Origin of the sequence: Ekhidna algicida (genome assembly GCF_051379705.1) — a bacterium.
Lineage (GTDB): Bacteria > Bacteroidota > Bacteroidia > Cytophagales > Cyclobacteriaceae > Ekhidna.
On the sequence record NZ_CP179868.1, the window covers coordinates 2,733,289 to 2,757,347 of the forward strand.

At 40.0% G+C, this 24,059-nt stretch carries 26 protein-coding genes; 17 read left to right on the top strand and 9 right to left on the bottom strand.

Annotation, left to right across the window (positions count from 1 at the left end; translation table 11 throughout):
- Positions 1–23 precede the first annotated feature (23 nt).
- Both ACL8WY_RS12050 and ACL8WY_RS12055 read left to right on the top strand, forming a co-directional pair.
- Positions 24–1,373 carry a M16 family metallopeptidase gene (locus tag ACL8WY_RS12050; RefSeq protein ID WP_436515008.1) on the top strand — a complete coding sequence of 450 codons (1,350 nt, stop codon included), beginning with the start codon at positions 24–26 and terminating at the stop codon, positions 1,371–1,373.
- Positions 1,374–1,394: 21 nt separating this feature from the next.
- Positions 1,395–3,464 carry a M16 family metallopeptidase gene (locus ACL8WY_RS12055; RefSeq protein WP_436515009.1) on the top strand — a complete coding sequence of 690 codons (2,070 nt, stop codon included), beginning with the start codon at positions 1,395–1,397 and terminating at the stop codon, positions 3,462–3,464.
- A 55-nt stretch (positions 3,465–3,519) separates the two neighbouring features.
- Here the strand turns inward: ACL8WY_RS12055 and ACL8WY_RS12060 are convergent, their stop codons facing one another.
- Positions 3,520–3,900, bottom strand: a complete 381-nt coding sequence (locus tag ACL8WY_RS12060; RefSeq protein ID WP_436515010.1) for a hypothetical protein — start codon at positions 3,898–3,900, stop codon at positions 3,520–3,522.
- Between the two features lie 165 nt (positions 3,901–4,065).
- Here ACL8WY_RS12060 and rpmH point away from each other — a divergent pair, with 165 nt between their 5' ends.
- From rpmH to ACL8WY_RS12095, 7 genes are read left to right on the top strand one after another with little or no spacing between them, the layout of a single operon-like run.
- Positions 4,066–4,221, top strand: a complete 156-nt coding sequence (gene rpmH / locus ACL8WY_RS12065) for a 50S ribosomal protein L34 (protein ID WP_089356556.1) — start codon at positions 4,066–4,068, stop codon at positions 4,219–4,221.
- A gap of 10 nt (positions 4,222–4,231) precedes the next feature.
- Positions 4,232–4,630 (top strand): ribonuclease P protein component, encoded by a 399-nt coding sequence (rnpA, locus tag ACL8WY_RS12070; protein ID WP_436515011.1) that lies wholly within the window; start codon positions 4,232–4,234, stop codon positions 4,628–4,630.
- A gap of 2 nt (positions 4,631–4,632) precedes the next feature.
- Complete coding sequence (locus ACL8WY_RS12075) at positions 4,633–6,291, top strand: S41 family peptidase (protein WP_436515012.1); 1,659 nt, start codon at positions 4,633–4,635, stop codon at positions 6,289–6,291.
- Positions 6,292–6,972 carry a tRNA (adenosine(37)-N6)-threonylcarbamoyltransferase complex dimerization subunit type 1 TsaB gene (gene tsaB, locus ACL8WY_RS12080; RefSeq protein ID WP_436515013.1) on the top strand — a complete coding sequence of 227 codons (681 nt, stop codon included), beginning with the start codon at positions 6,292–6,294 and terminating at the stop codon, positions 6,970–6,972. It abuts the gene before it with no gap.
- A 12-nt stretch (positions 6,973–6,984) separates the two neighbouring features.
- On the top strand, positions 6,985–7,314 hold the full coding sequence (locus ACL8WY_RS12085; protein WP_436515014.1) for a hypothetical protein: 330 nt from the start codon (positions 6,985–6,987) through the stop codon (positions 7,312–7,314).
- Entirely contained in the window at positions 7,315–7,824 is a 510-nt protein-coding gene (locus tag ACL8WY_RS12090) for a DUF2480 family protein (RefSeq protein ID WP_436515015.1), read from the top strand.
- A 7-nt stretch (positions 7,825–7,831) separates the two neighbouring features.
- Positions 7,832–8,389, top strand: a complete 558-nt coding sequence (locus ACL8WY_RS12095; protein ID WP_436515016.1) for a YfiT family bacillithiol transferase — start codon at positions 7,832–7,834, stop codon at positions 8,387–8,389.
- A 47-nt stretch (positions 8,390–8,436) separates the two neighbouring features.
- On the opposite strand, the gene floA is transcribed toward ACL8WY_RS12095, so the two are convergent.
- Genes floA through proS form a run of 3 tightly spaced genes read right to left on the bottom strand, consistent with a single transcriptional unit; the run spans position 8,437 to position 11,411 of the window.
- On the bottom strand, positions 8,437–9,459 hold the full coding sequence (gene floA, locus ACL8WY_RS12100) for a flotillin-like protein FloA (protein WP_436515017.1): 1,023 nt from the start codon (positions 9,457–9,459) through the stop codon (positions 8,437–8,439).
- Between the two features lie 4 nt (positions 9,460–9,463).
- Positions 9,464–9,928, bottom strand: a complete 465-nt coding sequence (locus ACL8WY_RS12105; protein WP_436515018.1) for an NfeD family protein — start codon at positions 9,926–9,928, stop codon at positions 9,464–9,466.
- Between the two features lie 13 nt (positions 9,929–9,941).
- The gene (gene proS, locus ACL8WY_RS12110) at positions 9,942–11,411 is read right to left on the bottom strand and encodes a proline--tRNA ligase (RefSeq protein ID WP_436515019.1); all 1,470 of its coding nucleotides are present in this window, start codon (positions 11,409–11,411) and stop codon (positions 9,942–9,944) included.
- A gap of 127 nt (positions 11,412–11,538) precedes the next feature.
- Here proS and ACL8WY_RS12115 point away from each other — a divergent pair, with 127 nt between their 5' ends.
- Both ACL8WY_RS12115 and ACL8WY_RS12120 read left to right on the top strand, forming a co-directional pair.
- Positions 11,539–12,750 (top strand): hypothetical protein, encoded by a 1,212-nt coding sequence (locus tag ACL8WY_RS12115; protein ID WP_436515020.1) that lies wholly within the window; start codon positions 11,539–11,541, stop codon positions 12,748–12,750.
- Between the two features lie 18 nt (positions 12,751–12,768).
- Positions 12,769–14,292: an OmpP1/FadL family transporter gene (locus ACL8WY_RS12120; RefSeq protein WP_436515021.1), complete on the top strand. Its 1,524-nt coding sequence runs from the start codon at positions 12,769–12,771 to the stop codon at positions 14,290–14,292.
- On the opposite strand, the gene ACL8WY_RS12125 is transcribed toward ACL8WY_RS12120, so the two are convergent.
- From ACL8WY_RS12125 to ACL8WY_RS12135, 3 genes are read right to left on the bottom strand one after another with little or no spacing between them, the layout of a single operon-like run.
- The gene (locus ACL8WY_RS12125) at positions 14,293–14,760 is read right to left on the bottom strand and encodes a shikimate kinase (protein WP_436515022.1); all 468 of its coding nucleotides are present in this window, start codon (positions 14,758–14,760) and stop codon (positions 14,293–14,295) included.
- Complete coding sequence (locus ACL8WY_RS12130) at positions 14,757–15,851, bottom strand: BT_3928 family protein (protein ID WP_436515023.1); 1,095 nt, start codon at positions 15,849–15,851, stop codon at positions 14,757–14,759. Before ACL8WY_RS12130 ends, ACL8WY_RS12125 begins: the two co-directional genes overlap by 4 nt.
- Entirely contained in the window at positions 15,848–16,390 is a 543-nt protein-coding gene (locus tag ACL8WY_RS12135) for a DUF1599 domain-containing protein (protein ID WP_436515024.1), read from the bottom strand. Before ACL8WY_RS12135 ends, ACL8WY_RS12130 begins: the two co-directional genes overlap by 4 nt.
- Positions 16,391–16,507: 117 nt before the next feature.
- Here ACL8WY_RS12135 and folP point away from each other — a divergent pair, with 117 nt between their 5' ends.
- Both folP and cdaA read left to right on the top strand, forming a co-directional pair.
- Positions 16,508–17,341 carry a dihydropteroate synthase gene (gene folP / locus ACL8WY_RS12140; RefSeq protein WP_436515025.1) on the top strand — a complete coding sequence of 278 codons (834 nt, stop codon included), beginning with the start codon at positions 16,508–16,510 and terminating at the stop codon, positions 17,339–17,341.
- Entirely contained in the window at positions 17,338–18,204 is an 867-nt protein-coding gene (gene cdaA, locus ACL8WY_RS12145; protein ID WP_436515026.1) for a diadenylate cyclase CdaA, read from the top strand. Before folP ends, cdaA begins: the two co-directional genes overlap by 4 nt.
- A gap of 46 nt (positions 18,205–18,250) precedes the next feature.
- Here the strand turns inward: cdaA and kbl are convergent, their stop codons facing one another.
- Together kbl and ACL8WY_RS12155 are read right to left on the bottom strand one after the other, a co-directional pair.
- A complete protein-coding gene (kbl, locus tag ACL8WY_RS12150; RefSeq protein ID WP_436515027.1) occupies positions 18,251–19,441 on the bottom strand; it encodes a glycine C-acetyltransferase in 1,191 nt (396 codons plus the stop codon).
- Position 19,442: 1 nt separating this feature from the next.
- The gene (locus tag ACL8WY_RS12155; RefSeq protein ID WP_436515028.1) at positions 19,443–19,697 is read right to left on the bottom strand and encodes a hypothetical protein; all 255 of its coding nucleotides are present in this window, start codon (positions 19,695–19,697) and stop codon (positions 19,443–19,445) included.
- Positions 19,698–19,779: 82 nt separating this feature from the next.
- Here ACL8WY_RS12155 and ACL8WY_RS12160 point away from each other — a divergent pair, with 82 nt between their 5' ends.
- The 4 genes from ACL8WY_RS12160 to ACL8WY_RS12175 are packed head-to-tail and all read left to right on the top strand — an operon-like array spanning position 19,780 to position 24,058.
- A complete protein-coding gene (locus tag ACL8WY_RS12160) occupies positions 19,780–20,730 on the top strand; it encodes an NAD-dependent epimerase/dehydratase family protein (protein ID WP_436515029.1) in 951 nt (316 codons plus the stop codon).
- A gap of 42 nt (positions 20,731–20,772) precedes the next feature.
- Complete coding sequence (locus tag ACL8WY_RS12165; protein ID WP_436515030.1) at positions 20,773–21,561, top strand: enoyl-CoA hydratase/isomerase family protein; 789 nt, start codon at positions 20,773–20,775, stop codon at positions 21,559–21,561.
- A gap of 3 nt (positions 21,562–21,564) precedes the next feature.
- Positions 21,565–23,037 carry an oligosaccharide flippase family protein gene (locus ACL8WY_RS12170; protein WP_436515031.1) on the top strand — a complete coding sequence of 491 codons (1,473 nt, stop codon included), beginning with the start codon at positions 21,565–21,567 and terminating at the stop codon, positions 23,035–23,037.
- Positions 23,038–23,059: 22 nt separating this feature from the next.
- Positions 23,060–24,058 carry a sugar phosphate nucleotidyltransferase gene (locus ACL8WY_RS12175; protein ID WP_436515032.1) on the top strand — a complete coding sequence of 333 codons (999 nt, stop codon included), beginning with the start codon at positions 23,060–23,062 and terminating at the stop codon, positions 24,056–24,058.
- Position 24,059 lies beyond the last annotated feature (1 nt).

Consider the following 24,059-nt stretch of genomic DNA (forward strand, 5'->3'; position numbering starts at 1 on the left):
TAAAATGTTAACATATAAATAAAATGAGAAACACCCTATCCTTAATCTGCATACTCGCGATGCTTGGAGCGTTTGCTCAAGAGAAGCGAATTGATTTTGTGGAGTATGACATGGACAATGGATTACATGTAATCCTGCACCAAGACAACTCTACTCCGATTGTTAATGTGGCTGTACTCTACCACGTAGGTTCTAAAAATGAACCAAAAGGTAGAACTGGTTTTGCCCACTTTTTTGAGCATTTAATGTTTGAAGGATCTCCAAACATCGAGAGAGGCTCTTTCTTCAAGATTATTCAGAATGCTGGCGGACAGTTGAACGCCAATACGTCATTTGATAGAACCTTTTACTATGAGACGCTTCCTTCTCATCAATTAGAGTTAGGACTCTACATGGAGTCGGAGAGGATGCTTCACGCAAAAATCGATTCCATTGGCGTTGCAACACAAAAAGAAGTGGTGAAAGAAGAAAAAAGGACAAGAATTGACAATCAGCCATATATGTCATTCCAAGCCAAAATCTTTGGAAAGGCATACGAAGGCACGCCATATTCATGGACGCCAATCGGTTCATTTGAAGATATCGATGCTGCAACCAATGAGGATTTCAAAGACTTCTTTGAAACATTCTATGTTCCAAACAATGCGACACTTTCAATCGCTGGAGACATCCAGATAGAAGAAACAAAAAAACTGATTGAGAAGTATTTTGCGGAAATCCCAAAAGGGACAAAAGAAATTCCAAGACCGGAGATTAAAGCACCGGATTTGGGTGGTGAAGTAAGAGAAGAGGTTTTTGATAACGTGCAACTCCCTGGTGTATTCCAGGCTTACAGAATGGCAGAGCAAGGATCAGATGATTATTACGCTATGCAAATGCTTACTACGCTACTTTCAGGAGGTCAAAGTTCAAGATTTCAAAAAGAAATTGTAGACAATCAGGAAATTGCAGCTTTTGTTGGTTCATTCCCATTCGCACTTGAAGATGGTGGATTATTTGTCTCACTTGGATTGGTAAACATGGGCAAAACACCAGAAGAACTTGAGGAGGCAATGATGGCCGAAATTGAGCGTGTGAAAATGGAAGACATCAGCGACAGAGAATTTAAAAAGCTTCAAAATCAGGTTGAGAACAACTTTGTCAGCTCAAACAGTACCGTAAGAGGTATTGCTGAAAGCCTGGCTGATTATCACGTTTATTATGGAGATGCCGACTTGATTAACAGCGAAATTGATCGTTACATGGCCGTTACCAAAGAAGATATCAAGCGTGTAGCTAAAAAATATCTAACGCCGGACAACCGTGTGACACTGTACTATCTTCCAAAATCAGCGCAGCAAAAGCCTGAGGATGAAAAACTAGACGATCAATAAACCTTTATAAAGTAAGAAATTATGACACTTAAGAATATATTAACCCTCGTTCTGACCCTCGGAATGCTAGGTGCTTTTGCACAGGTGGATCGGAGCAAATTGCCTGAACCGGCAACACCAAGACCAATTAACATTGGTGATTACGAATCATTCGAATTGAAAAATGGATTGAAGGTTTTCATCATTGAAAACCATAAACTACCAAGAGTGAGTTACAACCTTCTAGTAGACAGAGAAGCCATTTTGGAAGGCGACAAAGTAGGTTATCTAAGTATGGCTGGTCAGCTAATGCAAAGAGGCACGGAAACCAGAACCAAAGAGCAATTGGATGAAGAAGTTGATTTTATCGGAGCTTCGCTTTTTGCAGGATCTACAAATGTATTTGCATCAGGTCTTTCAAAGTATAGCGAAAAGATCATGGAGCTGATGACAGATGTAGCGTTCAACCCTACATTCCCTGAGGAGGAGTTGGAAAAAATCAGAAAGCAAGCACTTTCTGGATTAGCACAATCAAAAGAAAATCCAGGTGCAATTGCTGGCAACTTAAATCAAGCTTTGGTTTACGGTTCGGATCATCCATACGGGGAGATTCAAACAGAGGAAACAACCAACAATATTACAGTCGAAGATCTAAAAGCGTATCATGCAACTTACTTTAAGCCAAATGTCTCATACTTGGCTATCGTTGGAGATGTAGATGTAAAGCAGATGAAGAAGATGGTGAAAACTTACTTTGGAAGCTGGGAGGCAGGCGAAGTACCGTCGCCTTCGTTTGAAAATCCTAAGGTTCCTGAAAAAACCAAAGTTGGTATCGTAAACAGATCCAGTTCTGTCCAATCTGTTATCAACATCACATATCCTGTTAAACTCGATGTAGGATCTGACGATGAAATTAAGGTTCGTGTAATGAATCAGATTTTGGGAGGTTCTTTCTCAGGTAAACTGAACATGAATCTTAGAGAAGATAAAGGATACACTTACGGGAGCCGATCTTCACTTTCATCAGATGAATTGATCTCTCGGTTCAATGCCAATGCTGATGTGAGAAATGAAGTAACAGATAGTGCCATTGTACAAATGATCTATGAAATGGGTCAAATGAGAAATGGAGAAATCACAGAAGAAGAACTTGAATTAGCAAAAAATTCAATCGCCGGAAGCTTCTCTCAATCACTTGAGCGTCCGCAGACGGTAGCAAACTTCGCTTTGAATACTGCGATTTACAGCTTGCCTTCAGATTACTACAATACCTACTTACAGAAAGTACAAGCAGTAACCATTGATGATGTGAAAGCAACAGCTCAGAAATATTTAAAACCTGAGAATGCTTATATCAACGTAGTAGGAAAAGCAGGTGAGGTCGCTGAAAGCTTGAAACAGTTTGGTGAGCTGACGTACTATGACACGTATGGCAATGAAGTCGATCCGTCGTTGATGAAGTTACCAGAAGGGCTTACAGCGGATAAAGTAATTGCAAACTACAGGTCAGCACTTGGAGGTGAAGATGCAATCAGTAAAATTGATAATGTTACCATTAAGATGAGTGGTGAGATGATGGGACGTCAGCTTATCGTGACTCAGATTATGGCTAAAGGTATGAAAACAAGCATGGTTGTAGATATGGGAGGAATGACTGTGATGGCCAGCATTTCAGATGGAAAAGAAGCTTCAGTTTCTCAAATGGGCAACAAGCCTTCTTTAGATGATGCAACTGTTGAAGAACAAGTCATTTCTAATGCGTTGTTTAGTGAGTTGGCTCTAAAGGAATTAGGAGCAACATTGGAGCTTACGGCAGTTGAAGAGGTAAATGGAAGCGACTCGTATGCAATAGAGGTTACGCTATCAAAAGGAAACAAATACACAGTTTACTTTGATGCCGAGAGCGGCCTGAAAGTGAGATATAGCAAAACTACTGAGACACCTCAGGGAACATTCACTCAATCAGTGGATTACATGGATTATCAGGAAGTAGAAGGTGTGAAGTTTCCATTCCTGATGAAACAGCAAATGGGTCCACAGAAAATAGACATGAAGGCTTCTGAGGTTTTGGTTAATCAAGATATATCTGAAGATACATTTCAGGTAGAATAGCAATTAATCATTTAGAAATAAAAAAAGGCCGCTGAATACTCATCGGCCTTTTTTATTAGCATGCTTGTGAAAATTGAACTACATCAATACCTTCCATGTAATAGATATTCATACATTCCCCATCCCAAATTGCGATAGTGTAATAGTGACCAGGACCAGGAAGAACAACCCCTGTTCCATTTTCAGGCATTGGATAGCCATAAGCGCTTCCGAATGAATATTCGGCATCTTCACCGAAAATATTTATGATGATTTTTTTCATTTCCGTTTGCATATCCTGACCATTGTAATGCGCTGTTAGATCTTTTAGGTTTTCTCGCAATAATTCAAATTTTTGTTCGGAAGTCAATTCCAGCTCAATGGCTTCTTGTTGGACACATGATGCTCCACTAAACAGGAATACAAGAACCAGTAAATGATTTGTGATTTTTTTCATAGTATAAATTAGTTATTTGCTACCTAATTTAGGTATTTATTTTTTTTACCTATGCAACGGTTTTGAGGAGAATTAAGCTGCTGATTGATTTTGTTACAATTATTTGTTTGAACAATAGATTTATCTATCTTTGCCCTCCGTTTTTAAGAGCGAAAGAAGAATATTATGAAAAGGACGTTTCAACCTTCAGTAAGAAAGAAGAAAAACAAGCACGGATTCAGAAAAAGAATGGAAAGTGTGAATGGCCAATCTGTGATTGCTAGAAGAAGAGCAAAAGGTCGTAAAAGACTCACTGTATCTGACGATATCCACAAGAAGTAAAAAGTGGCCTATGGGCCTTTCTAAATACAGTTTTTCTAAACCAGAAAAACTTACAGGTAAGAAAAAAATTGAGGAACTCTTTAAAAGAGGTTCCTCTTTTTATTTGACTGATTTTCAAGTTCGCTATCTTCATTCCGACGAACCTCTCACTCACCAAATCCTTATATCTGTACCCAAGCGAAATTTTAAACGAGCAGTTGATAGAAATCTACTCAAACGTAGAATTCGTGAAGCTTACCGATTGAACAAGCACTTACTGTCTAATTCCGCAAATTCGAAAACTCTTTACATCGGATTTATTTATCTTTCAAAACAGATTTTAACTTTTGATAACATTCAGACTCAACTAATCCAGTGTCTTGAACGTTTGGGTAATATCAACACTGATGTAGGATCCAATCCTGAATGATTATGAGTAGAAAAGCCAAAATTATCCTTCCATTACTAGCAGCATTCATTGTCTTTGCAGCGGCCGTAAAACCACCCACCGATAGATATTTCGAGATACTTAAGAATCTGGACATATTCGCCACCCTTTTCAAGGAAGTGAATGCCCATTATGTTGATGAAATCAATCCAACAACGCTGATGAAGTCAGGAATTGACGAGATGTTGGAAACATTAGATCCATATACCAACTACATAGCAGCAGACGACATTGAAACTTACCGAATGATGACAACTGGTGAGTACTCTGGAATCGGTGCCGTGGTAGAGCGAAAAAATGGAATAAGCACTGTGGTGATGCCCTATGAAGGATTTGCTGCCCACGAAGCAGGCCTGAGAGCAGGTGATGAGATTCACGCAATTAATGGCATTTCGTTAAATGGAAAATCTCAGGAGGAGGTCCGCTATTTAATGAAAGGGCAGTCTAATTCTGAAATCACCTTGACTGTGAAGCGTTTTGGCCAAAGTGAGATGTTTGATGTAAATGTGAAGCGTGAAAAGATAGCTGTAGATAGCGTGCCATATGCAGGCATGGTTACGGAAGATATTGGATATGTCCGCTTGACAAGCTTTACGCAAAATGTTGGTCGGTCCATTGGCATTAAAGTACTTGATTTGATGGAGCAAGGAGCTACCAAAATCATTTTAGACCTTAGAGGAAACCCAGGTGGGCTTTTGCACGAAGCAGTGAATGTATCCAACGTATTCATTGAAAAAGGAAGAAAAATAGTAACCCAGAAAGGGAAAGTGAGAGCCAATGATTGGACCTATAACACACTAAATGATCCGGTAGATCCGAATATTCCTGTAGTTGTGTTGACGGACAATGGCAGTGCATCTGCTTCTGAGATAGTTTCTGGTGTAATGCAAGACTATGATCGAGGCGTATTGATCGGCAGAAAAACTTTTGGAAAGGGTTTGGTACAAATCGAGCGACCACTTTCATACGATGCAGTTGTAAAGATTACTACAGCGAAATATTACACGCCAACAGGAAGATGTATTCAGGCGATCGACTATAGCAACAGGAATGAGGACGGAAGCGTAGGAAAAATTCCTGATTCACTTAAAAATGAATTTTACACATTGAGCGGTAGAAAAGTGTTTGATGGTGGCGGAATTGATCCGGACGTAGAAGTTGAGAGACTAGAGTTTGCTCCGGTCACACAGAGTCTGATGAGAAATGATCACATCTTCTATTATGCAACTGAGTACTTCTATAAAAACGAAAACTTGAATCCTGAATCACCGAATGATTTGAGATTGAGCGATTCTGAATACAGTCAGTTTGCAAAATGGTTATCAAACCGTGAGTTTGATTATGAAACTAGGGTAGAAAGAGAGACGAAGGAACTGATAAAAATTGCCAAACAGGAAAAGAAATATGATAAGCTCAAATCGTATTTTGACAATCTGGAAAAAGCGACAAAACATAACAAGGATCAAGACTTGATTACATTCAAAGAAGAGATAAAAATGCTATTGGAGCAAGAGATTGCCGGACGCTATTTCTACGAAAAAGGCATCATCGAATCTACTTTTGGCAAAGATCCGGATGTTCAGACGGCCGTGACTATCCTCGATGATCCAGAGAGGTATCAGTCGATTCTAAATCCAAACTAGTTGGCTCTAATCTTAAGCATAGAGACATCCACTATGGTGTGTTCGGTGGCATTGCACCGTGACGGAGAGCTTCTTTCCAATCAGGTACATCAAGTGGAAAAGTCCCACTCTTCACTATTGCCAGGAATAGGTTTACATGTTTGTAAGGAAGCCGGAGTGACCTTTGATAATCTCGACGCAGTGGCAGTTTCTTCTGGTCCTGGTTCATATACAGGATTAAGAATTGGTGTTTCAAGTGCGAAAGGGATATGCTATTCGTTAGATAAAAAGCTTATTTCTATTCCTTCTTTAGATGTAATGACTGAGCCTCTAAGAAGTAAGTTTCCAGGAGATCATTTATTATGTCCAATGATGGATGCTAGGCGAATGGAGGTTTACACGCAGATTGAAGGTCAAAATGGCAATGAAGTTTGGCCGCTTGCACCTAAGATTTTAGATGAGAAGACTTTCGTAGAATTTGATTTACCGCTTTATTTGTTTGGTGATGGTATGCCAAAGTTTCGTGAGATTGTCGATCAAGACAATCTGATCTTTATCGATGATGTTTTTCCGGATGCTAAGAATATGGGACGAATGGCTGAAGAAAAATTTCAGAATGCAAATTTTGAGGATGTAGCCTATTTTGAACCCAACTATCTAAAAGAATGGCGAACTACTACACCCAAAAAAAAGTTGCTGTAGATAATGAACGAGATGGTAACTAAGATTCTTTCCTTATCTGATGATATTCGGTATGTAGCCATTTACAAGAATGGACAATTGTTTACAGAGCAGAAAGAAGATAGTCCTGACAGTAGTGAATCCGAGACAGATAAGTATGAGGAGCTGTTGGTCAATCCAACGATTCTAAAAATTGCTCAGCAAAGAGGTAATATAGATTGCGGCGGTCTCGATTATGTGATTTTAAGATATGGCAATTTCTTTCAATTGTTTTACGAGATAGATGGAGGCCACGTTTCCGTTTGTATTGATAAAAATGCAAATCCCGTAGAATTTTTTCCTTTGGTTAAATCAGTTTTATAAATGGACGAAATAGTAAACAGAGTTGCCAAAAGTCCTTTAGTTTCTATTGATTTAGAAGATTATCTCCATACTGGAGAATATATCATTTTTGACCTTAAAGAAACTCTGTACGAAGGCTTGATCCTCAAAGAGTCTGATTTTCGATCTTTTCTTAAAGAAAATGACTGGTCAGTCTATAAAGATAAAAATGTAGGGCTTGTATGTACTGCAGATGCAATTGTTCCTACCTGGGCCTACATGCTGTTGGTTACTAAAATCAAAGAATGTGCTCACTGTGTAACTTTCGGCGATATTGATGCCATCGAAAAAAAACTGATTGATGCCGCCATTGAAAAATGTCTTCATAAAAATGATTTAAAGGAAAAAAAAGTGGTCATCAAAGGATGCGGCAATGTTAAAAACATTGAATATGCATACACCTCCCTGACCGAAAAGCTTTTTCCACTTGTAAGTAGTCTCATGTATGGTGAACCTTGCAGCACTGTGCCTATCTTTAAACGAAGAAAATAACCTAGCCGTGGATATAGAAGTATTAAAATACCCTCTCGGGAAATATGAAGTTCCTGAAGAAATCACCGATGAAGTATTTGATCAATGGATTGAAATATTGGCATCACTTCCAGAAAAGTTAAAGAAACTGGTAGGAAATCTCTCATATGATGAACTAGAACTTCATTACCGTCCAGGCAGCTGGAACATCAAACAAGTAGTCCATCATCTTGCGGATAGTCACATGAACAGCTTCCTTCGATTCAAATGGATTCTTACCGAAGAAACACCGACCATAAAGACATATCAAGAAGAGGAATGGGCCAAGACTGCTGACGCAACAAATGAGGAGATTATGGAGTCAACCGATATTTTAAGAGGCTTGCACAATCGGTTGATTATGCTTTTAAAATCATTACGACCGGATCAGAAGAAGCGAAAATTCATTCACCCGGAATACGGTAAAGAGCTAACTCTTGAATGGCTGGTCGGATTGTATGCATGGCACTCGCGTCATCACTTGGCGCATATCAAACAAGCCATCGAGCATGAAGGTGAATTTACACCTGAGAAAGTAAACGAATAAAAAAGGCCCGATCTCTCGGGCCTTCTCTTTTTAGGTTAGTTGAGTCTTTAGCTTTTCTTCTTGCCGGATCGCTTGCTACCAGATCCTGCAATGGAGCTTCGCATGTCGGTGTCGGCTTCAATGTTTTGGAATTTGTAATAATCCATAACACCTAGATTACCGTTTCTAAATGCTTCGGCCAATGCCTTCGGTACTTCTGCTTCAGCTAATATTACTTTAGCTCGAGCTTCCTGAGCTTTAGCTAGCATCTCCTGCTCTTCGGCTACTGCCATCGCGCGTCTTTCTTCAGCTTTTGCTTCAGCCACTTTTAAGTCGGCAGATGCCTGATCCGTTTGAAGTTTCGCACCGATGTTGGCTCCTACATCTACATCAGCAATATCAATCGATAGAATTTCAAATGCCGTTCCAGCATCTAGTCCTCGTTGAAGGACAAGCTTGGATATTTTATCAGGATTTTCAAGTACTTCTTTATGTGTAGCTGCAGAGCCCACAGAAGTTACAATTCCCTCACCTACTCTCGCCAAAATAGTTTCTTCACCAGCACCTCCTACAAGTTGTTTAATATTTGCTCGAATTGTTACTCGCGCTTTTGCTACCAATTGAATACCATCCGCTGCTACTGCTGCAACCGAAGGCGTATTGATAACCTTTGGATTTACCGAAACTTGAACAGCTTCAAATACATCTCTACCTGCTAGGTCAATTGCAGTGGCCTGCTTGAATGTAAGATCAATATTAGCCTTGTCTGCCGAAATAAGTGCACGAATTACCTGAGGTACATTACCGCCGGCGAGATAATGCGTTTCTAAATCTTGAGTTCTCAACTGACGCCTTGCTTCCCCTTCCACTTCTTGTATTGAAAGGCCTGCTTTTGTAGCCGTGATGAGAGAATTCACTATTACAGAAGGTGGGACCTTTCGTATTCTCATGAAGAATAATTCGAAAAGCCCAACTTTTACATTAGTGACTTGAGCTGTTATCCATAACCCAACTGGTATATAGTATAATAGGATAAATAATACTATTACACCTAATACAATTAATACAACTGTTAAAACTCCAAATCCCATTTTACTATACTGTTTTTACGAAAATTTTTTTTGATTCAATTCTTTCGATTTCAATTTCGACATTTTCATCGATATAATTTCCTTTTGATCGGACTTCAACAACTATTTCATTGAAAATTGCCTTACCAATAGGCTTAAGGACAGAAATAGTTTTTCCTGTGTCACCTACATTTAGATCAATTTTTATGTCTTCGTTTACTTTAGCAACATGTGACTGTCTAAGAGAAAATCTTTCCCAGGTCTTACCACGAAAAGCTAAAACAAACGCTAGAACATTGGTTAGAATGGTTGCGATTAAAACAATAACGCCCGTTTCGTTACCATAATAATCAAAGCTTAAATAGACTCCATAGATTGAGCATAAAACACCAACAGTGCCTGCAATAAAAATCCCGGGGATGAACAATATTTCAGCAATGACTAAAAATATGCCTATTAGTATTAAAGAAATAATAGTAATCAATTCCATAAGTTCAACTCAATCAATAGGCCTTAGCAAAGAGCACCCGCCCATTCGACGGCTTGCCTGTAAAGATACATTTTCCTTCCTCCTTTTTCTGGTCTAACGGAATGCATCGAATAGTGGCCTTGGTTTCGTTTTTTATCTTTTCCTCAGTCTCCTCAGTACCATCCCAGTGTGCAAGCACAAAACCATGTTCTACCAATTCCTTGAATTCGTCATAGGTGTCGGCTTGCTTTGTGTTTTCTTCTCGAAAGTTTTTCGCTTTGTTGTAGATATTAGACTGAATGTCTTCAAGCAGCTGAGAGACATAGTCTACGATTCCATTGATCGCATGGAAAGATTTTTCCTTTGTATCTCTTCGTGCTACTTCGACAGTCCCTTTCTCAAGATCTTTCGGTCCAATGGCTAACCTTACCGGCACACCCTTCAATTCATACTCGGCAAACTTCCAGCCCGGCTTATGTGTATCTCTGGTATCGAATTTCACAGAAATACCTCTTGCTTTCAGCTCTGAAACTATAGGGCTAACAACTTCTTCTATTTGAGCCAATTGCTCATCTTTGAAGTAGATAGGAACGACGACTACCTGAATTGGTGCCAACTTTGGAGGAAGCACAAGTCCATCATCATCTGAATGAGCCATGATGAGTGCTCCCATTAGCCGGGTACTCACACCCCAGGATGTTCCCCAAACCAACTCCTCTTTCCCTTCCTTGGTTGCAAACTTCACATCAAAAGCCTTGGCAAAGTTCTGTCCCAGGAAATGGGAAGTCCCTGCCTGCAAGGCCTTACCATCTTGCATCATTGCTTCAATGCAAAATGTATCTACAGCGCCAGCAAATCGTTCACTTTCCGTTTTCACACCTTTTATAACAGGCATGGCCATGAATTCTTCTGCAAACGTGGCATACACTTCCAACATCTGGTAAGTTTCGTCTACCGCCTCTTGTTTGGTGGCATGTGCAGTATGACCTTCTTGCCATAGAAACTCAGCCGTTCGCAAAAACAACCTTGTGCGCATTTCCCATCGCATCACATTAGCCCACTGATTTATCAGGATTGGTAGGTCTCGATATGACTGGATCCAGTTTTTATAGGAATCCCATATTACAGTTTCTGAAGTGGGTCGAATGATAAGTTCTTCTTCTAATCGAGCTTCCGGGTCCACCACTACTCCTTTCCCATCTTCGTCATTTTTCAATCTGTAGTGAGTAACCACAGCGCATTCCTTTGCAAAACCCTCCACATGATCGGCTTCCTTACTAAAAAAAGATTTTGGGATCAATAACGGAAAGTAGGCATTCTCGTGTCCAGTATCCTTGAACATTTGATCAAGTGTCTGTTGCATCTTTTCCCAGATAGCAAAACCGTATGGCTTTATTACCATACAACCTCTCACGGGAGAATTTTCTGCCAAACCAGCTTTTTTCACCAATTCATTATACCATAGTGAATAATCTTCTGATCGAGATGGAATAGCTTTAGCCATGGGTCTTTTCTTATTTTGGTATGGAGTTTGCTTTTATTGCTATAATATTTCTAAGGGACGCAAATATAGCGGAGGTACTGAACAGACAGACCTTAGAGGTCGTTTAAATAAAAAAAGGAGGTAAGTCATGAAGCATTATTTGAAAATTTTTCTCGCTGTGATCTTAGGAACTTCTGCGATAGTAGCTATCGGTCAGGAGAACGATGATCTATACTTCACCAAGAAAGACCGAGTGAAGCAAAAGAAGAAACTTAATCAGGTGGCTGAGCAGTACAATCAACAACCTTTACAAATACAAAACGATGAAAATCTAAGCTTCCTTGGAAAACAGTTCAAGGATAGCAATCCGGTTTCTGAGGAAGGTTACGTAAGTGAAGAATCTCTTGAATATTATCAACCTGAAAAAACTCAGGAAGATTATCAAGCATCTAATAATTATGCTACCAATAATCAATATCAGAATTCAAACTTTAGCAATCCACAAGAAACTTTTTATGATAATACTATTCCGCAGCAGGTGATTGTAAATAATTACTACAATGACAACTGGAATAACAATTGGAACCGTCCACGTATGAGGATTGGCCTTGGATTCAACAGCTGGGGAGGTAATTTCTGGTCTGTTTCTTATGGAAATGCCTGGGGCAATCCATGGTACGATCCTTTCTGGGATCCATGGGCATTCAATGGTCCGTATAGTAATTTTTGGGGACCTTCATGGGGATGGAATAGCTGGGCTTACAATCCATGGGGTTGGGGATTTGGATTCAATTCGTTTTGGTGCCCACCAGCTTATGGAAATTTTTATGGAAGACCTGTGTATGTTGTAGATAACAATTCGCGAAGAGGTAGAAATGTAGTTCGCGGTTCTAGAAATTCAAGAGGTTCTGTTTCTACGCGAAGTAGTCGTTCTTCATCAGGTAGAGGATCGTCGGTAGCAAGTGAATCAAGAAATAGCCGTGCTGATTATAACAGGCAGCAGGCAGATTATTTGAACCGCTCTAGAAGTAGCAGATATAATGCGGGAAATTCTCGTGGATCTAGTTCCGTAAATTCAAGATCATCAAACGCGAATAATGCTTCTAGGTATAGTTCGGGTACAAGGTCTAATTCGAATGCCAATTTTAATCGATCAAGTAATACCTCTCGAAGTAATAGAGGCTATACGCCTCCTGCCTCTCGAAGCAGTAGGAGTTCTTCAGTGAGACCGTCAAGTCCATCGCGTAGTTCAGGATCTGTAGGTAGGTCTTCAAGAAGCTCTTCGAGTCGTTCGTCAGGATCAAGGTCTTCCTCAGGTCGATCTAGCAGATCTAGTTCAAGTAAAAGAGGAAGAAACTAAGAATAACCATTCAAATCGATGAAAAATAAGCTAATTGTACTTTCGCTCTTTTTATTTAGCTATTCAGTTGTATCCAATGCGCAATATTTTGAAGATGCATATCGATTCAGCCGAAGTAATTATGGGCTAGGAAGTACAGCTAGAATGCAGGGATTTGGAGGCGCTCAAATAGCACTAGGAGGAGACATTAGCTCAGCCATTTCAAATCCTGCAGGCCTTGGATTTTTCAATAAAGGAGTATTCGTTTTCACGCCTTCAATGGATTTTGCAAGCGCAGATACAGAGTATGGGATTTTGCGAGATGCCGGAGCTGAATTTCAAGGCTCTGAGGAGACATTTAGGAACAATTTCAACTTCGCCAACATTGGTGCTGTAATCAATTTTACTAAAGGACGCTTTACAGATGATAAGTTTAAAGGCGGGTCACTAGCCTTTACCTTGAATCGGAGTAACACCTATCACTTAAGTAGACAATATGAAGGTGAAAATGGATTCAATTCTATAGTGGATAACATCTTAGCGGATGCGGGGACTTTAGAAGTGAACCAATTAAATGAATTAGGCTTTGCCGCCTATGACCAATTTTTAATTACTCCGGTTCCCGGAGGATATGATGCATTTGTTGGTGGCTTCCCAATTCAAAGTGAGTCCATCAAAGAGCGTGGATCACACTATCAAATGAACATCGCCTGGGGAGGAAACTATGATGATAAGCTCTACTTTGGAGGCGGAATGGGTCTTCAGTTTATCAACTACAAGCAGGAGCGATCATACGAAGAATTTGATTTTCTTCAAGGAAACAACGATTTAGATTCCCTTAATGCAATCTTTATTGATGATCAAATTGAGGTAAGGGGAAGAGGAATTAATTTCAATTTTGGAGCCATCTTCAGACCAGTAGATTTTTTGACAGTTGGTGCTAGTTACACTTCACCGTCATTCATGTCCTTGGATGAAGAAAGCTTCGTCGATCTGGAAGCTGATTGGGACGCAGGAACAAGCTATACTGAAACCGTAGATGGAGAAACGGTTACCTATGACCTTGGCAATATTGATCCATATCAAAGTGATTTGTTTGTCAATAATTATAAGTTGAGAACACCTTCGAAAATCGGCGTTGGTGTCGCAGCCTTTATTGGAAAAAGCGGTTTTATCACTGGTGATTTAGAATATGTAGATTATAGCCGTGCAAAACTCAACTCAGACGATTTTTCTACATCAGTTGATAATGATATCATTGATGTTCTTTATGAATCTGTTGTTAATGTTAGGGTAGGTGGCGAATATCGGTTTGATAACTTCAGACTTAGAGCCGGGTATGCATTTCTACCAGATCCTATCAAGGATTATAACCTTCAGGATCGTACTGATGTAACCTTCGGTTTTGGGTATAGAACATTTGATTACTTCCTGGATTTTGCGGTTGTTTCCAGTAAAACTCAGCAGGAAGCTACTCCTTACTTTAGTGAATTAAATCAACCATTCGGAAGAACAGATATCAGACGTACCACCGTTTCTGTGACTTTCGGGTTGAACTTCTAACTAGAAAAGCTTAAGAATTTCTTTGTATTCCCGGATGGTATGATCAGCTTGATTGTACCATCCTTTCCTTTTTTCCAAAAGTTCGGTTAGGGAATTAACTTTCATCAGCGGACGTGTACTATCAAGCCTCAAGCGTTCTTCAATTTTCTCGATAGGCGTATCGAGGTATATGGTAATACCCGTCTGCTGCATGGTCTCTAAATTATTGAAAAAGCATGGAGTCCCGCCACCGGTTGCCATCACAAAGGAATCTAGTTCTTCGACTATTTTGTCTAAATGAAATTTTTCTAGTTGGCGAAAGTGCGCTTCTCCTTTCTTTTCAAATATTTCCGTAATTGGAAGTCCCTCATCGCGCTCTATATCCTGATCAAGGTCTACAAATTGAAGTCCCAAATGTACCGCAAGGTCGAGCCCCATAGTGGTTTTCCCGGAGCCGGGCAATCCAATCAAAAATATCTTCTGGTTCACTGACGGTTGAGTATTTCTATAACCTCATCACTCAATGGAGTGTCATTGTTGTGCCACTTAGCTATCACAACTCCATCTTTTAGAAGAACAACCCCTGGGTTGGATCTTACCATTGTTTTGAGCACTGTAGCGTCGGCAAAGTAATAGGGAGCAGCAAGTTGATTTGCATGTCGGAAAGCTTCAAATTTTTCATACCCCGAAGATGTCAATACCCAGGTGTCAAATCGAGGGTTTTCAAATGTCAGATTTCTGAGTCTGTCTATTTTCTCAAGCGAAGTTTTTTCTACCTGATGAATGATTATCACCAGTTTCGTTCCTGATAAAAGCTCATCCGTATAGTCTGAGTCTCCTTGCCAAACATTGAGGTCGGTGATTTTTGCTGCTGCATCAGGGTTCGTGAGTCTGGCTTCAACATACTCGTATCCTTCTTCTGAAGGGAAAGTTTCAAACTCAAATGTCTCGCCATCTTTCTCCATGATATACACATATTTCAAAGGCGCAGAGTTTTGCATAAGCGTAGGCAAGTGATTGCCAACTTTGTATGCTCTGAAATCAATAAATGGTAAATGCTGTATCGCATAGATAGCAATGAATACAAAAAAGAAGATGCTTCCAGCAATCTTGATTTCACTGAGCTTCATACTCAGCATTGGCATATAACTATCTCTTTTCCAAAAGATTACTGCGATGAGCACAAGCAGGACAATGTCCTTGTAGAATGATTGCCATGGTGTGAGCTTAATGGCATCACCGAAACATCCGCAATCTGTCACCTTGTTAAAGTAAGCTGAGTAGAACGTGAGAAAGGTGAAAAATACGATCATGGCTAGTAGAACCCATGAAGTCAATTTCATTCGGTATCCGATGATTAAAGCAATACCGAGCACAACTTCCAATACACTCAACACAACACTTAGGAAAAGTGCTGCTGGCACAAACAATTCAAAGAAAGGAGCAATATCTGAGGCAAAAACCTGAAAGTATTCTTCAAGCTTAATTGCAGTGCCTACGGGATCATTTACTTTGATGATACCCGAAAAAATGAATAGAGCACCTACGGCATACCGAGCAAATTCTTTTATGATTTTCATTCTTCTTTCATTTTGATCAGACAGAATACAGAATAGTTAATCATATCCTGGTAGTTCGCGTCAATTCCCTCAGAGATGAGTGTTTTGCCAGCGTTATCCTCAATCTGCTTTACTCGCATAAGTTTCATAAGAATGATGTCGGTCATAGAGCTGACACGCATTTCTCTCCATGCTTCCCCGTAATCATGATTTTTTGCTGAAAGCAAATGCATCGTATCATTAGCTACCTGATCATATTTAGGTTCCAGTTCTTCAAATGGAATTTCCATCTCTTCGGTTCCATTAAGTTTCATTTGGATGATCGCTATGATGCAGTAGTTGATGATTCCAATGAATTCATTGCTGATGTCTTCACCAACCTTGTTTTCTCCTTTTTCCTGAATGGAACGAATGCGTTGTGCTTTGATAAAGATCTGATCGGTAATTGAAGGTAACCTTAAGATTCTCCAGGCAGTCCCGTAATCTTTGGTCTTTTTAGCGAAAATTTCTTTGCATCCAGAAATGATCTCTTTGTATTGCTGCTCAGTTTCCTGTCTCATGTAAATTTACTCACCAAGTGAGGAGGATTTTTCAGTACCTCACGTATTAATAAATATTTGCCCGAAAACTAAAGACCTTGCGCTTCGACGTTTTACAGACCAAGCAAAACTAATCCATTGAGTACCAAACATACCATCAATATCAGAGGAGAAATTATTGACCTTTCATCGCCTAAGGTGATGGGAATAATCAATGTGACGCCAGATTCTTTTTTTGTAGGAAGTAGAAAACAAGCTCTGGATGAAGTTTTGAGAAGCGCGGAAGAGATGTTGACAAGGGGAGCAAACTTTCTGGACGTTGGTGGATATTCATCTCGACCTAGTGCAGAAGATATTCCGCTTGAGGAAGAAATAGCTCGCGTGGTAAATCCCATCAAGGAGATAATGAAAAGATTTCCGAATGCAATCATTTCAGTTGACACTTTTAGATCTGAGGTTGCTAGAAAAGCTGTTGACGCTGGAGCTGCTATTGTAAATGATATTTCTGCAGGCCATTTAGATGAAAAAATGTTGGCATCAGTGGCTGAGATGCAGGTTCCTTACATTGCCATGCACATGCGAGGTACTCCACAAACCATGAGGTTACAGACACATTACGAAGATATTTTGGTTGATGTAATAAAATATTTCTCAACTGTACTTAATCATTGCAACCACTTAGGCATTAAAGACGTCCTAATAGACCCGGGGTTCGGATTTGCAAAAACTGCTGAACAGAGTTTTGATCTACTGAATAAACTAGATCATTTTCACCATCTCAATCGGCCGCTACTTGTAGGCGTCTCACGCAAGTCCATGATCTACCGAACACTTAATTTGACCGCTGAGGAAGCTTTGAATGGCACATCGGTATTAAATACCGTAGCTTTGTTTAAGGGTGCAGCCATTCTTCGTGTACATGATGTTAATGAGGCTGTACAAGCCATAAAATTGATAAATCAACTGAATTGATTTTAGCATTTCAAATAGGGTTTTTAGATATCAGCTGGAAGGATGCGTTGGACATTCTTTTAGTCACGATTCTATTGAGTCAGGTGTATAAGCTGATGAAAGGAAGTGTGGCCATCAAAGTTTTCGTGGGCTTTCTGGCAATCTATTTGATCTATTTGGTGGTAAGCGCGTTGCAAATGGAGCTCTTAAGTACCATTCTTGGTCAATTTATGGGTGTGGGAGTCCTTGCGGCGATTATTCTCTTCCAGCAGGAAATCAGGAAATTTTTATTGCTAGTAGGGCGGACCAATATTTTTGAAGAAGGAAAATTCTTTAAAAACGTCAGATTCTGGTCATCAAACGGGAATGCAAGACGCGCCAATATCACACCAATAGTAGAAGCTGTCAAATCCTTAGCAGGTTCAAATACCGGAGCATTGATTGTCCTTTCTGAAGACTCACCATTAAAATTTTATGCTGAGTCAGGAGACGCAATGGATTCATTGCTTTCAAAAAGATTGCTATTGGCTATTTTCAATAAATATAGCCCTTTACACGATGGTGCTGTAATTGTTCATAAAGATAGAATTGTCGCGGCAAGATGTATTTTACCAGTTACAGAAAGGGATGTGCCGGCGCAATATGGATTGAGGCACAGAGCTGGACTTGGTATGTCTGAGAATACGGAAACGTTCATCATCGTGGTTTCTGAAGAAACCGGCCAGATATCAGCTATGCAAAACGGTGAAACCATGCACAACATTTCTGCACAGGAACTTAGACGCCACATCAATAAGTACCTCAATGAACCAAAGGAGCTGAAGAAGGAGAAAGAGAAGAAAGAAAAAGAGGTGGAGATAGAAGTGAAGGAAGAAGTGGCATAAAAAAATCCTCACCTTTTGAGTGAGGATCTCATATCCTTTTCAAGGACTACTTCAAAACACCTAATTCCTTTCCAACCTCAGTAAATGCTTCGATCGCCTTATCCAGATGTTCCCGCTCATGTACTGCCGAAATCTGAACACGGATTCTTGCCTCTCCTTTTGGAACAACAGGGAAATAGAAACCAATGACATAAATACCTTTTTTCAGCAACCTGGCGGCCATTTCCTGTGAAAGCTTCGCATCATAAAGCATAATAGGGACAATCGGGTGCTCGCCAGGCTTGATGTCAAATCCGGCAGCAGTCATCTGCTCTCTAAAGTATTTAGTGTTTCCTTCCAGTTTGTCTCTAAGCTCTGTGGTTTCACTAAGCATATCTATTACCGCGATGGAAGCACCAGTGATCGAAGGAGCGAGTGTATTAGAAAATAAATATGGGCGAGATCGCTGACGTAGGATATCCACGATTTCTTTTTTTGCCGCAGTAAATCCACCCGAAGCTCCGCCTAGGGCTTTCCCTAAAGTCCCTGTGATAATGTCCACGCGATCCATGCAGTTTCGATACTCGTGCACACCTCGTCCGGTTTTGCCAATGAATCCTGTAGAGTGACACTCATCTGTCATTACAAGCGCATCATATTTATCTGCTAAATCACAAATTTTATCAAGCTGTGCAATGGTGCCATCCATAGAAAACACACCATCTGTAACAATGATTTTGACTTTTGCTTCAGAAGCAGCTTTCAATTGTTCCTCCAGATCTGACATGTCATTGTTCTTATATCTGTATCTCTGAGCTTTACATAATCTCACACCATCTATGATTGAGGCATGATTCAATGAATCAGAAATAATTGCATCTTCAGGGCCGAGTAAAGGTTCGAACACACCTCCATTTGCGTCAAAAGCAGCAGCATACAGAATCGTATCTTCCATTCCCAGAAATTCCGAAATCTTTTGTTCAAGCTCCTTGTGAATATCCTGTGTTCCGCAGATGAAACGAACCGAAGACATACCAAAACCATGCGAATCAATGGAGTTTTTAGCCGCTTCCACTACTTTGGGATGGGATGAAAGTCCAAGATAATTGTTGGCACAAAAATTAATTACTTCAGATCCATCCTGAAGTCTAATGTCAGCTGATTGTGGCGAGGCTATTACGCGCTCCTGTTTGTAGAGTCCAGCATCCTTGATCTCTGCAATTTCTTTCTCTAGTCTTGGCTTTAATGATTTATACATATCAGCTTGTTTTCGGTTTTAATGGTTTTATTTTCGGTCGCATAGCTTTTGGTGCTGCAGCTTTTTTTGGTTCTGATTGCTCTTCCAGCTTATGTGTTCTGCGAATATTATTAATTAAAAAGAGTTTTTGTTGTGTGAAGCTATCCGGATGAACCTGATCGAAGACCTTTTGAAATTCCGTATACTGATCGGGCTCAGCAGTTTTGTATTTCTTCGGATCAATTTTCTTACTTGTCAGATATTCATCAAACTTCATTGCCGCAAATTTAATGGAAGCTAGTTTTCTGACGCAGTGTAAATTTGCAATCCTTAACCCTGAAAAAATAACCATTACCCCCATGGATAAAATCCTGATCATAGGTGCATGTGGACAGCTTGGTACGGAGCTGACATTGAAACTGCGAGAATTAAAAGGAACCGAAAATGTAATTGCATCAGATTTGCTGGATGAACCAGTGGAGCTTTTGAGCAATGGTCCTTATGAAAAGCTTAATATCCTTAATAAGGAGTCATTTCACATTATTCTGGAAGAGCACTCCATAACTCAGGTGTACCATTTGGCAGCAGTGTTATCTGCTAAAGGAGAACAAAATCCTCATTTTGCATGGCAACTCAATATGGATAGTTTGTTGACAGTACTAGAGGCTGGAAAGGTTAAACTCGAAAAAATCTACTGGCCAAGTTCAATCGCGGTTTTCGGACCAGACACACCCAAAGAAAATACTCCACAGAACACAATCATGAGCCCCAATACCGTTTATGGTATCTCGAAGTTAGCGGGAGAAAGATGGTGTGAATACTATCATGAAAAATATGGAGTAGATGTGAGAAGTCTTAGATACCCTGGATTGATAGGATATAAAGCGTTACCTGGGGGAGGCACTACCGACTATGCAGTTGACATATTTCACAAGGCGATTGCAGGAGATAGTTACGAATGTTTTCTTTCAGAGCATAGCATGCTACCAATGATGTATATGGACGATGCAGTTAAAGCAACTATTGATTTAATGGAAACCAATGGCGAAAACATTAAAGTCCGCAGTTCTTACAATCTGGCAGCCATGAGCTTTACTCCCAAGGAAATCGCTGAAGAGATAAAGAAACACTACCCTGATTTTGAAATGAGTTATAATCCTGATTTTAGGCAAAAAATAGCTGATAGCTGGCCAGGGAGCATCGATGATAGTGCCGCCAGAAACAATTGGGGATGGCAGCATTCATATGGATTAAAAGAACTAGTGGAGGTTATGATTACCAATTTGAAAGAGACAATTGTTTTTGATTAAGGCAATTTTCCACTTTCTTTCCACCAGAAAAACCAAGCAACCATGGAATCATACGAAAATCTGGCTCTCGATTTAGCAGACGGTATTCTTACAATAACCGTCAATAGAGAGAGCAAAATGAATGCGCTAAATCGAGCCACAATGCTCGAAATCAGAGATGCATTCCAATATGTCCAAGACAATCCAAAAGACATTAGAGGTGTGATTTTGACAGGTGCGGGCGAAAAAGCGTTTGTAGCCGGAGCTGACATTAGTGAATTTACAGGCCTGAGCGAAATGCATGCAAGAAAATTTGCTGAAGAAGGTCAGGAGATATTCCAGTCGATAGAGAACTGTCATACTCCGGTGATTGCAGTTGTGAATGGCTTTGCCCTGGGTGGAGGTTGCGAATTAGCAATGTCAGCACACATGCGAATAGCTGTCAGCACTGCGAAGTTTGGACAGCCTGAAGTTAATTTGGGATTGATTCCTGGCTATGGTGGAACCCAGCGTCTCACCCAGTTAATAGGGAAAGGCCGTGCATTTGAATTTTTGATGAGTGCAGACATGATCTCGGCAGAGAGAGCAGAGCAATTAGGGTTGGCCAACTACGTAGAAACTGATAAAACTGCAGCACATGCAAAAGCAGTAGAACTTTTAAACAAAATTGCGTCTAAAGCACCCATAGCTATTGGGTTGGTTATTGATTCAGTCAATGCTTTCTACGAAACTGGTGTGAATGGATATCAGACTGAGGCGAATGCCTTTGCTGGTTGCTTTGGCACCGAGGACTTCAAGGAAGGTGTAGCGGCATTCATGGAAAAAAGAAAAGCTGATTTTAAAGGCGAATAATCCTTGTCAATTCTTAGAAAGCTAGCCAGTCAGACAGCAGTGTATGGTTTGAGCAGTGTCCTCGGTCGGATGCTCAACTACTTGCTGGTGCCACTCTATACTTCTGTATTTCTTCCTGCTGAATATGGCATTGTTACAGAACTGTATGCCTATGTGGCCTTTCTCAATATTCTATTTATCTATGGATTAGAAACCGCATATTTTAGGTTTTCTGATAAGGAAAATGGAAACCAGCATTTCAACCTTGCAGTCACAAGTGTTTTATTTTCTTCTCTTCTTTTCTCGGGCTTAATATGGCTCTTTTCTGATTCGATAGCAGGTGTGTTACAATACGCGGACAAGGCTCACTACATACGATGGTTAGCTGCTATTCTTGCGATTGATGCAATTGTTGCGATACCATTTGCCAGGTTAAGACAAGTCGGGAAAGCGAATCACTTTGCAGCTTTCAAGCTATCCAATATAGGAGTAAATATTTTGCTCAATCTGTTCTTTATTCTTTGGTGTCCATTGATACTGGAAACGAATCCCGAAAGTTTCATAGCCAGTATTTACGATCCACAGTTGGGAGTTGGGTATGTGTTCCTATCAAACCTCATTGCAAACGGGCTATACTTAATCTTCTTTATCCCTGACTGGATTAAGCTAAAGCTCAATTTTAGTAAAACTGAGTGGATACGATTGATGAAGTACGCCTGGCCGGTATTGATTATTGGTTTTGCAGGAGTCACTAATGAAATGTTGAGCCGGGCTATATTGAAGTATAGATTGCCGGAAGACTTTTATAAAGGGTACACAAATCTTGAAATTCTGGGAATTTTTGGCGCATGCTATAAGCTCTCAGTCTTCATGACGCTCGCTGTTCAAGCATTTAGATATGCTTTCGAACCCTTCTTTTTTGCTCAGGCAAAAGAAAAAAACTCGCCACAAGTATTCAGCAAGGTAATGACCTGGTTTGTGCTGTTCACAGCTTTTAGCTGGCTGGTATTATGTCTATTCATGCCTTATTACGCCCCCATTTTTCTTCGGCAAAATAGCTATTTAATGGCCCTTGATGCAGTCCCATGGTTGCTCGGAGGAGGGTTATTATTAGGTGTTTTCTACAACCTTTCATTATGGTATAAGCTGACAGATAAAACACTTTATGGAGCCTATATAAGCTTAATTGGTGCGGTTAGCACTTTCATTCTAAATTGGCTTCTCATACCTGAAATGGGTTACATGGGCTCGGCCATTGCCACATTTGTTTCTTACTTGCTCATGGTAGTGATTTCTTACCTATGGGGTGCGAGGCATTATCCAATTCCATATCAGCTACATAAGGTTATTGGATATATAAGTTTGGCCGGCTTAGGTATTCTAATAAACGCTCTGACGCAACAATCCGTGATTAAGGCCGTTTTGATCGTCTTAATCTTCCTAACTTTGCCGATCATTTTAGAAAGAAGATCATTCCAAAAAATCAAAGCTAAATAGCTAACATTCAATACTTTTTTTCATGAATCTAATTATTCCGATGGCCGGAAAGGGAAAGCGACTAAGGCCACATACTCTAACCACCCCGAAACCTTTAATTCCAATAGCAGGTAAGCCAATAGTGCAGCGACTAGTGGAGGATATCGCTAACGTCACGCCGGAAAAAATTCAGAAGATCGGATTTGTGATTGGAGATTTTGATGAAGAAATAAAAGATAAGCTTAGAGAAATTGCTAGCAAAATAGGTGCAGAGGCACACTTTTATGTGCAAGAAACTGCCGAAGGAACTGCACATGCCATTGCTTGCGCCAAAGAAATACTAGAAGGAAAAGTAACAGTTGCCTTCTCAGACACGTTGTTTCGAGCAGATTTTGAATTAAACCCTGAGGATGACGGGATCATTTGGACAAAGCAAATAGAGGATCCAAGTGCTTTTGGTGTTGTTAAAACTAATGAAGAAGGAGTAATTACTGATTTCGTGGAAAAGCCAAAGGATTTCATTTCCGATCAGGCCATTATAGGTATCTACTATTTCAAAAAGGGAGAAGATTTAAGAGGCGAAATCGATTATTTGATCACAAATAATATTCGTGGAGGAGGAGAATTCCAACTGACAATGGCCTTGGAGAATCTGAAAAATAAAGGCACCAATTTTACAATTGGCACAGTAAATGAATGGTTAGACTGTGGGAATAAAGAGATTACAGTGGAGTCAAACTCAAGGTACCTTGGCTTTCTAAAAGGTGAAAATCTAAAATCTGAAAGTGCGAAAATTGAAAATTGTGAAATAATTGAACCTGTATTTATAGGGGAGGGAACTCAAATATCGAACTCCACTATAGGACCAAATGTTTCTATTGGAGAAAATTGTAAGATTAGTAACTCTAAACTCTCTGAATCACTCATTCAAAATAACACTTCCCTAATGGACGTTGATTTAACCAACTCAATGATTGGAAACTTCGTTAATTTGGATGGTCAGCCCAAATCAGTGAGTATAGGCGATTACAGCGAATGGTAAG

What these genes read in the sequence shown, in the direction of transcription:
- ACL8WY_RS12050 (WP_436515008.1), top strand. Translation starts at nt 24, where the DNA reads ATGAGAAACACCCTATCCTTAATCTGCATACTCGCGATGCTTGGAGCG.
- ACL8WY_RS12055 (WP_436515009.1), top strand. Translation starts at nt 1,395, where the DNA reads ATGACACTTAAGAATATATTAACCCTCGTTCTGACCCTCGGAATGCTA.
- ACL8WY_RS12060 (WP_436515010.1), bottom strand. Translation starts at nt 3,900, where the DNA reads ATGAAAAAAATCACAAATCATTTACTGGTTCTTGTATTCCTGTTTAGT.
- rpmH (WP_089356556.1), top strand. Translation starts at nt 4,066, where the DNA reads ATGAAAAGGACGTTTCAACCTTCAGTAAGAAAGAAGAAAAACAAGCAC.
- rnpA (WP_436515011.1), top strand. Translation starts at nt 4,232, where the DNA reads ATGGGCCTTTCTAAATACAGTTTTTCTAAACCAGAAAAACTTACAGGT.
- ACL8WY_RS12075 (WP_436515012.1), top strand. Translation starts at nt 4,633, where the DNA reads ATGAGTAGAAAAGCCAAAATTATCCTTCCATTACTAGCAGCATTCATT.
- ACL8WY_RS12085 (WP_436515014.1), top strand. Translation starts at nt 6,985, where the DNA reads ATGGTAACTAAGATTCTTTCCTTATCTGATGATATTCGGTATGTAGCC.
- ACL8WY_RS12090 (WP_436515015.1), top strand. Translation starts at nt 7,315, where the DNA reads ATGGACGAAATAGTAAACAGAGTTGCCAAAAGTCCTTTAGTTTCTATT.
- floA (WP_436515017.1), bottom strand. Translation starts at nt 9,459, where the DNA reads ATGGGATTTGGAGTTTTAACAGTTGTATTAATTGTATTAGGTGTAATA.
- ACL8WY_RS12105 (WP_436515018.1), bottom strand. Translation starts at nt 9,928, where the DNA reads ATGGAATTGATTACTATTATTTCTTTAATACTAATAGGCATATTTTTA.
- proS (WP_436515019.1), bottom strand. Translation starts at nt 11,411, where the DNA reads ATGGCTAAAGCTATTCCATCTCGATCAGAAGATTATTCACTATGGTAT.
- ACL8WY_RS12115 (WP_436515020.1), top strand. Translation starts at nt 11,539, where the DNA reads ATGAAGCATTATTTGAAAATTTTTCTCGCTGTGATCTTAGGAACTTCT.
- ACL8WY_RS12120 (WP_436515021.1), top strand. Translation starts at nt 12,769, where the DNA reads ATGAAAAATAAGCTAATTGTACTTTCGCTCTTTTTATTTAGCTATTCA.
- ACL8WY_RS12130 (WP_436515023.1), bottom strand. Translation starts at nt 15,851, where the DNA reads ATGAAAATCATAAAAGAATTTGCTCGGTATGCCGTAGGTGCTCTATTC.
- ACL8WY_RS12135 (WP_436515024.1), bottom strand. Translation starts at nt 16,390, where the DNA reads ATGAGACAGGAAACTGAGCAGCAATACAAAGAGATCATTTCTGGATGC.
- kbl (WP_436515027.1), bottom strand. Translation starts at nt 19,441, where the DNA reads ATGTATAAATCATTAAAGCCAAGACTAGAGAAAGAAATTGCAGAGATC.
- ACL8WY_RS12155 (WP_436515028.1), bottom strand. Translation starts at nt 19,697, where the DNA reads ATGAAGTTTGATGAATATCTGACAAGTAAGAAAATTGATCCGAAGAAA.
- ACL8WY_RS12160 (WP_436515029.1), top strand. Translation starts at nt 19,780, where the DNA reads ATGGATAAAATCCTGATCATAGGTGCATGTGGACAGCTTGGTACGGAG.
- ACL8WY_RS12165 (WP_436515030.1), top strand. Translation starts at nt 20,773, where the DNA reads ATGGAATCATACGAAAATCTGGCTCTCGATTTAGCAGACGGTATTCTT.
- ACL8WY_RS12175 (WP_436515032.1), top strand. Translation starts at nt 23,060, where the DNA reads ATGAATCTAATTATTCCGATGGCCGGAAAGGGAAAGCGACTAAGGCCA.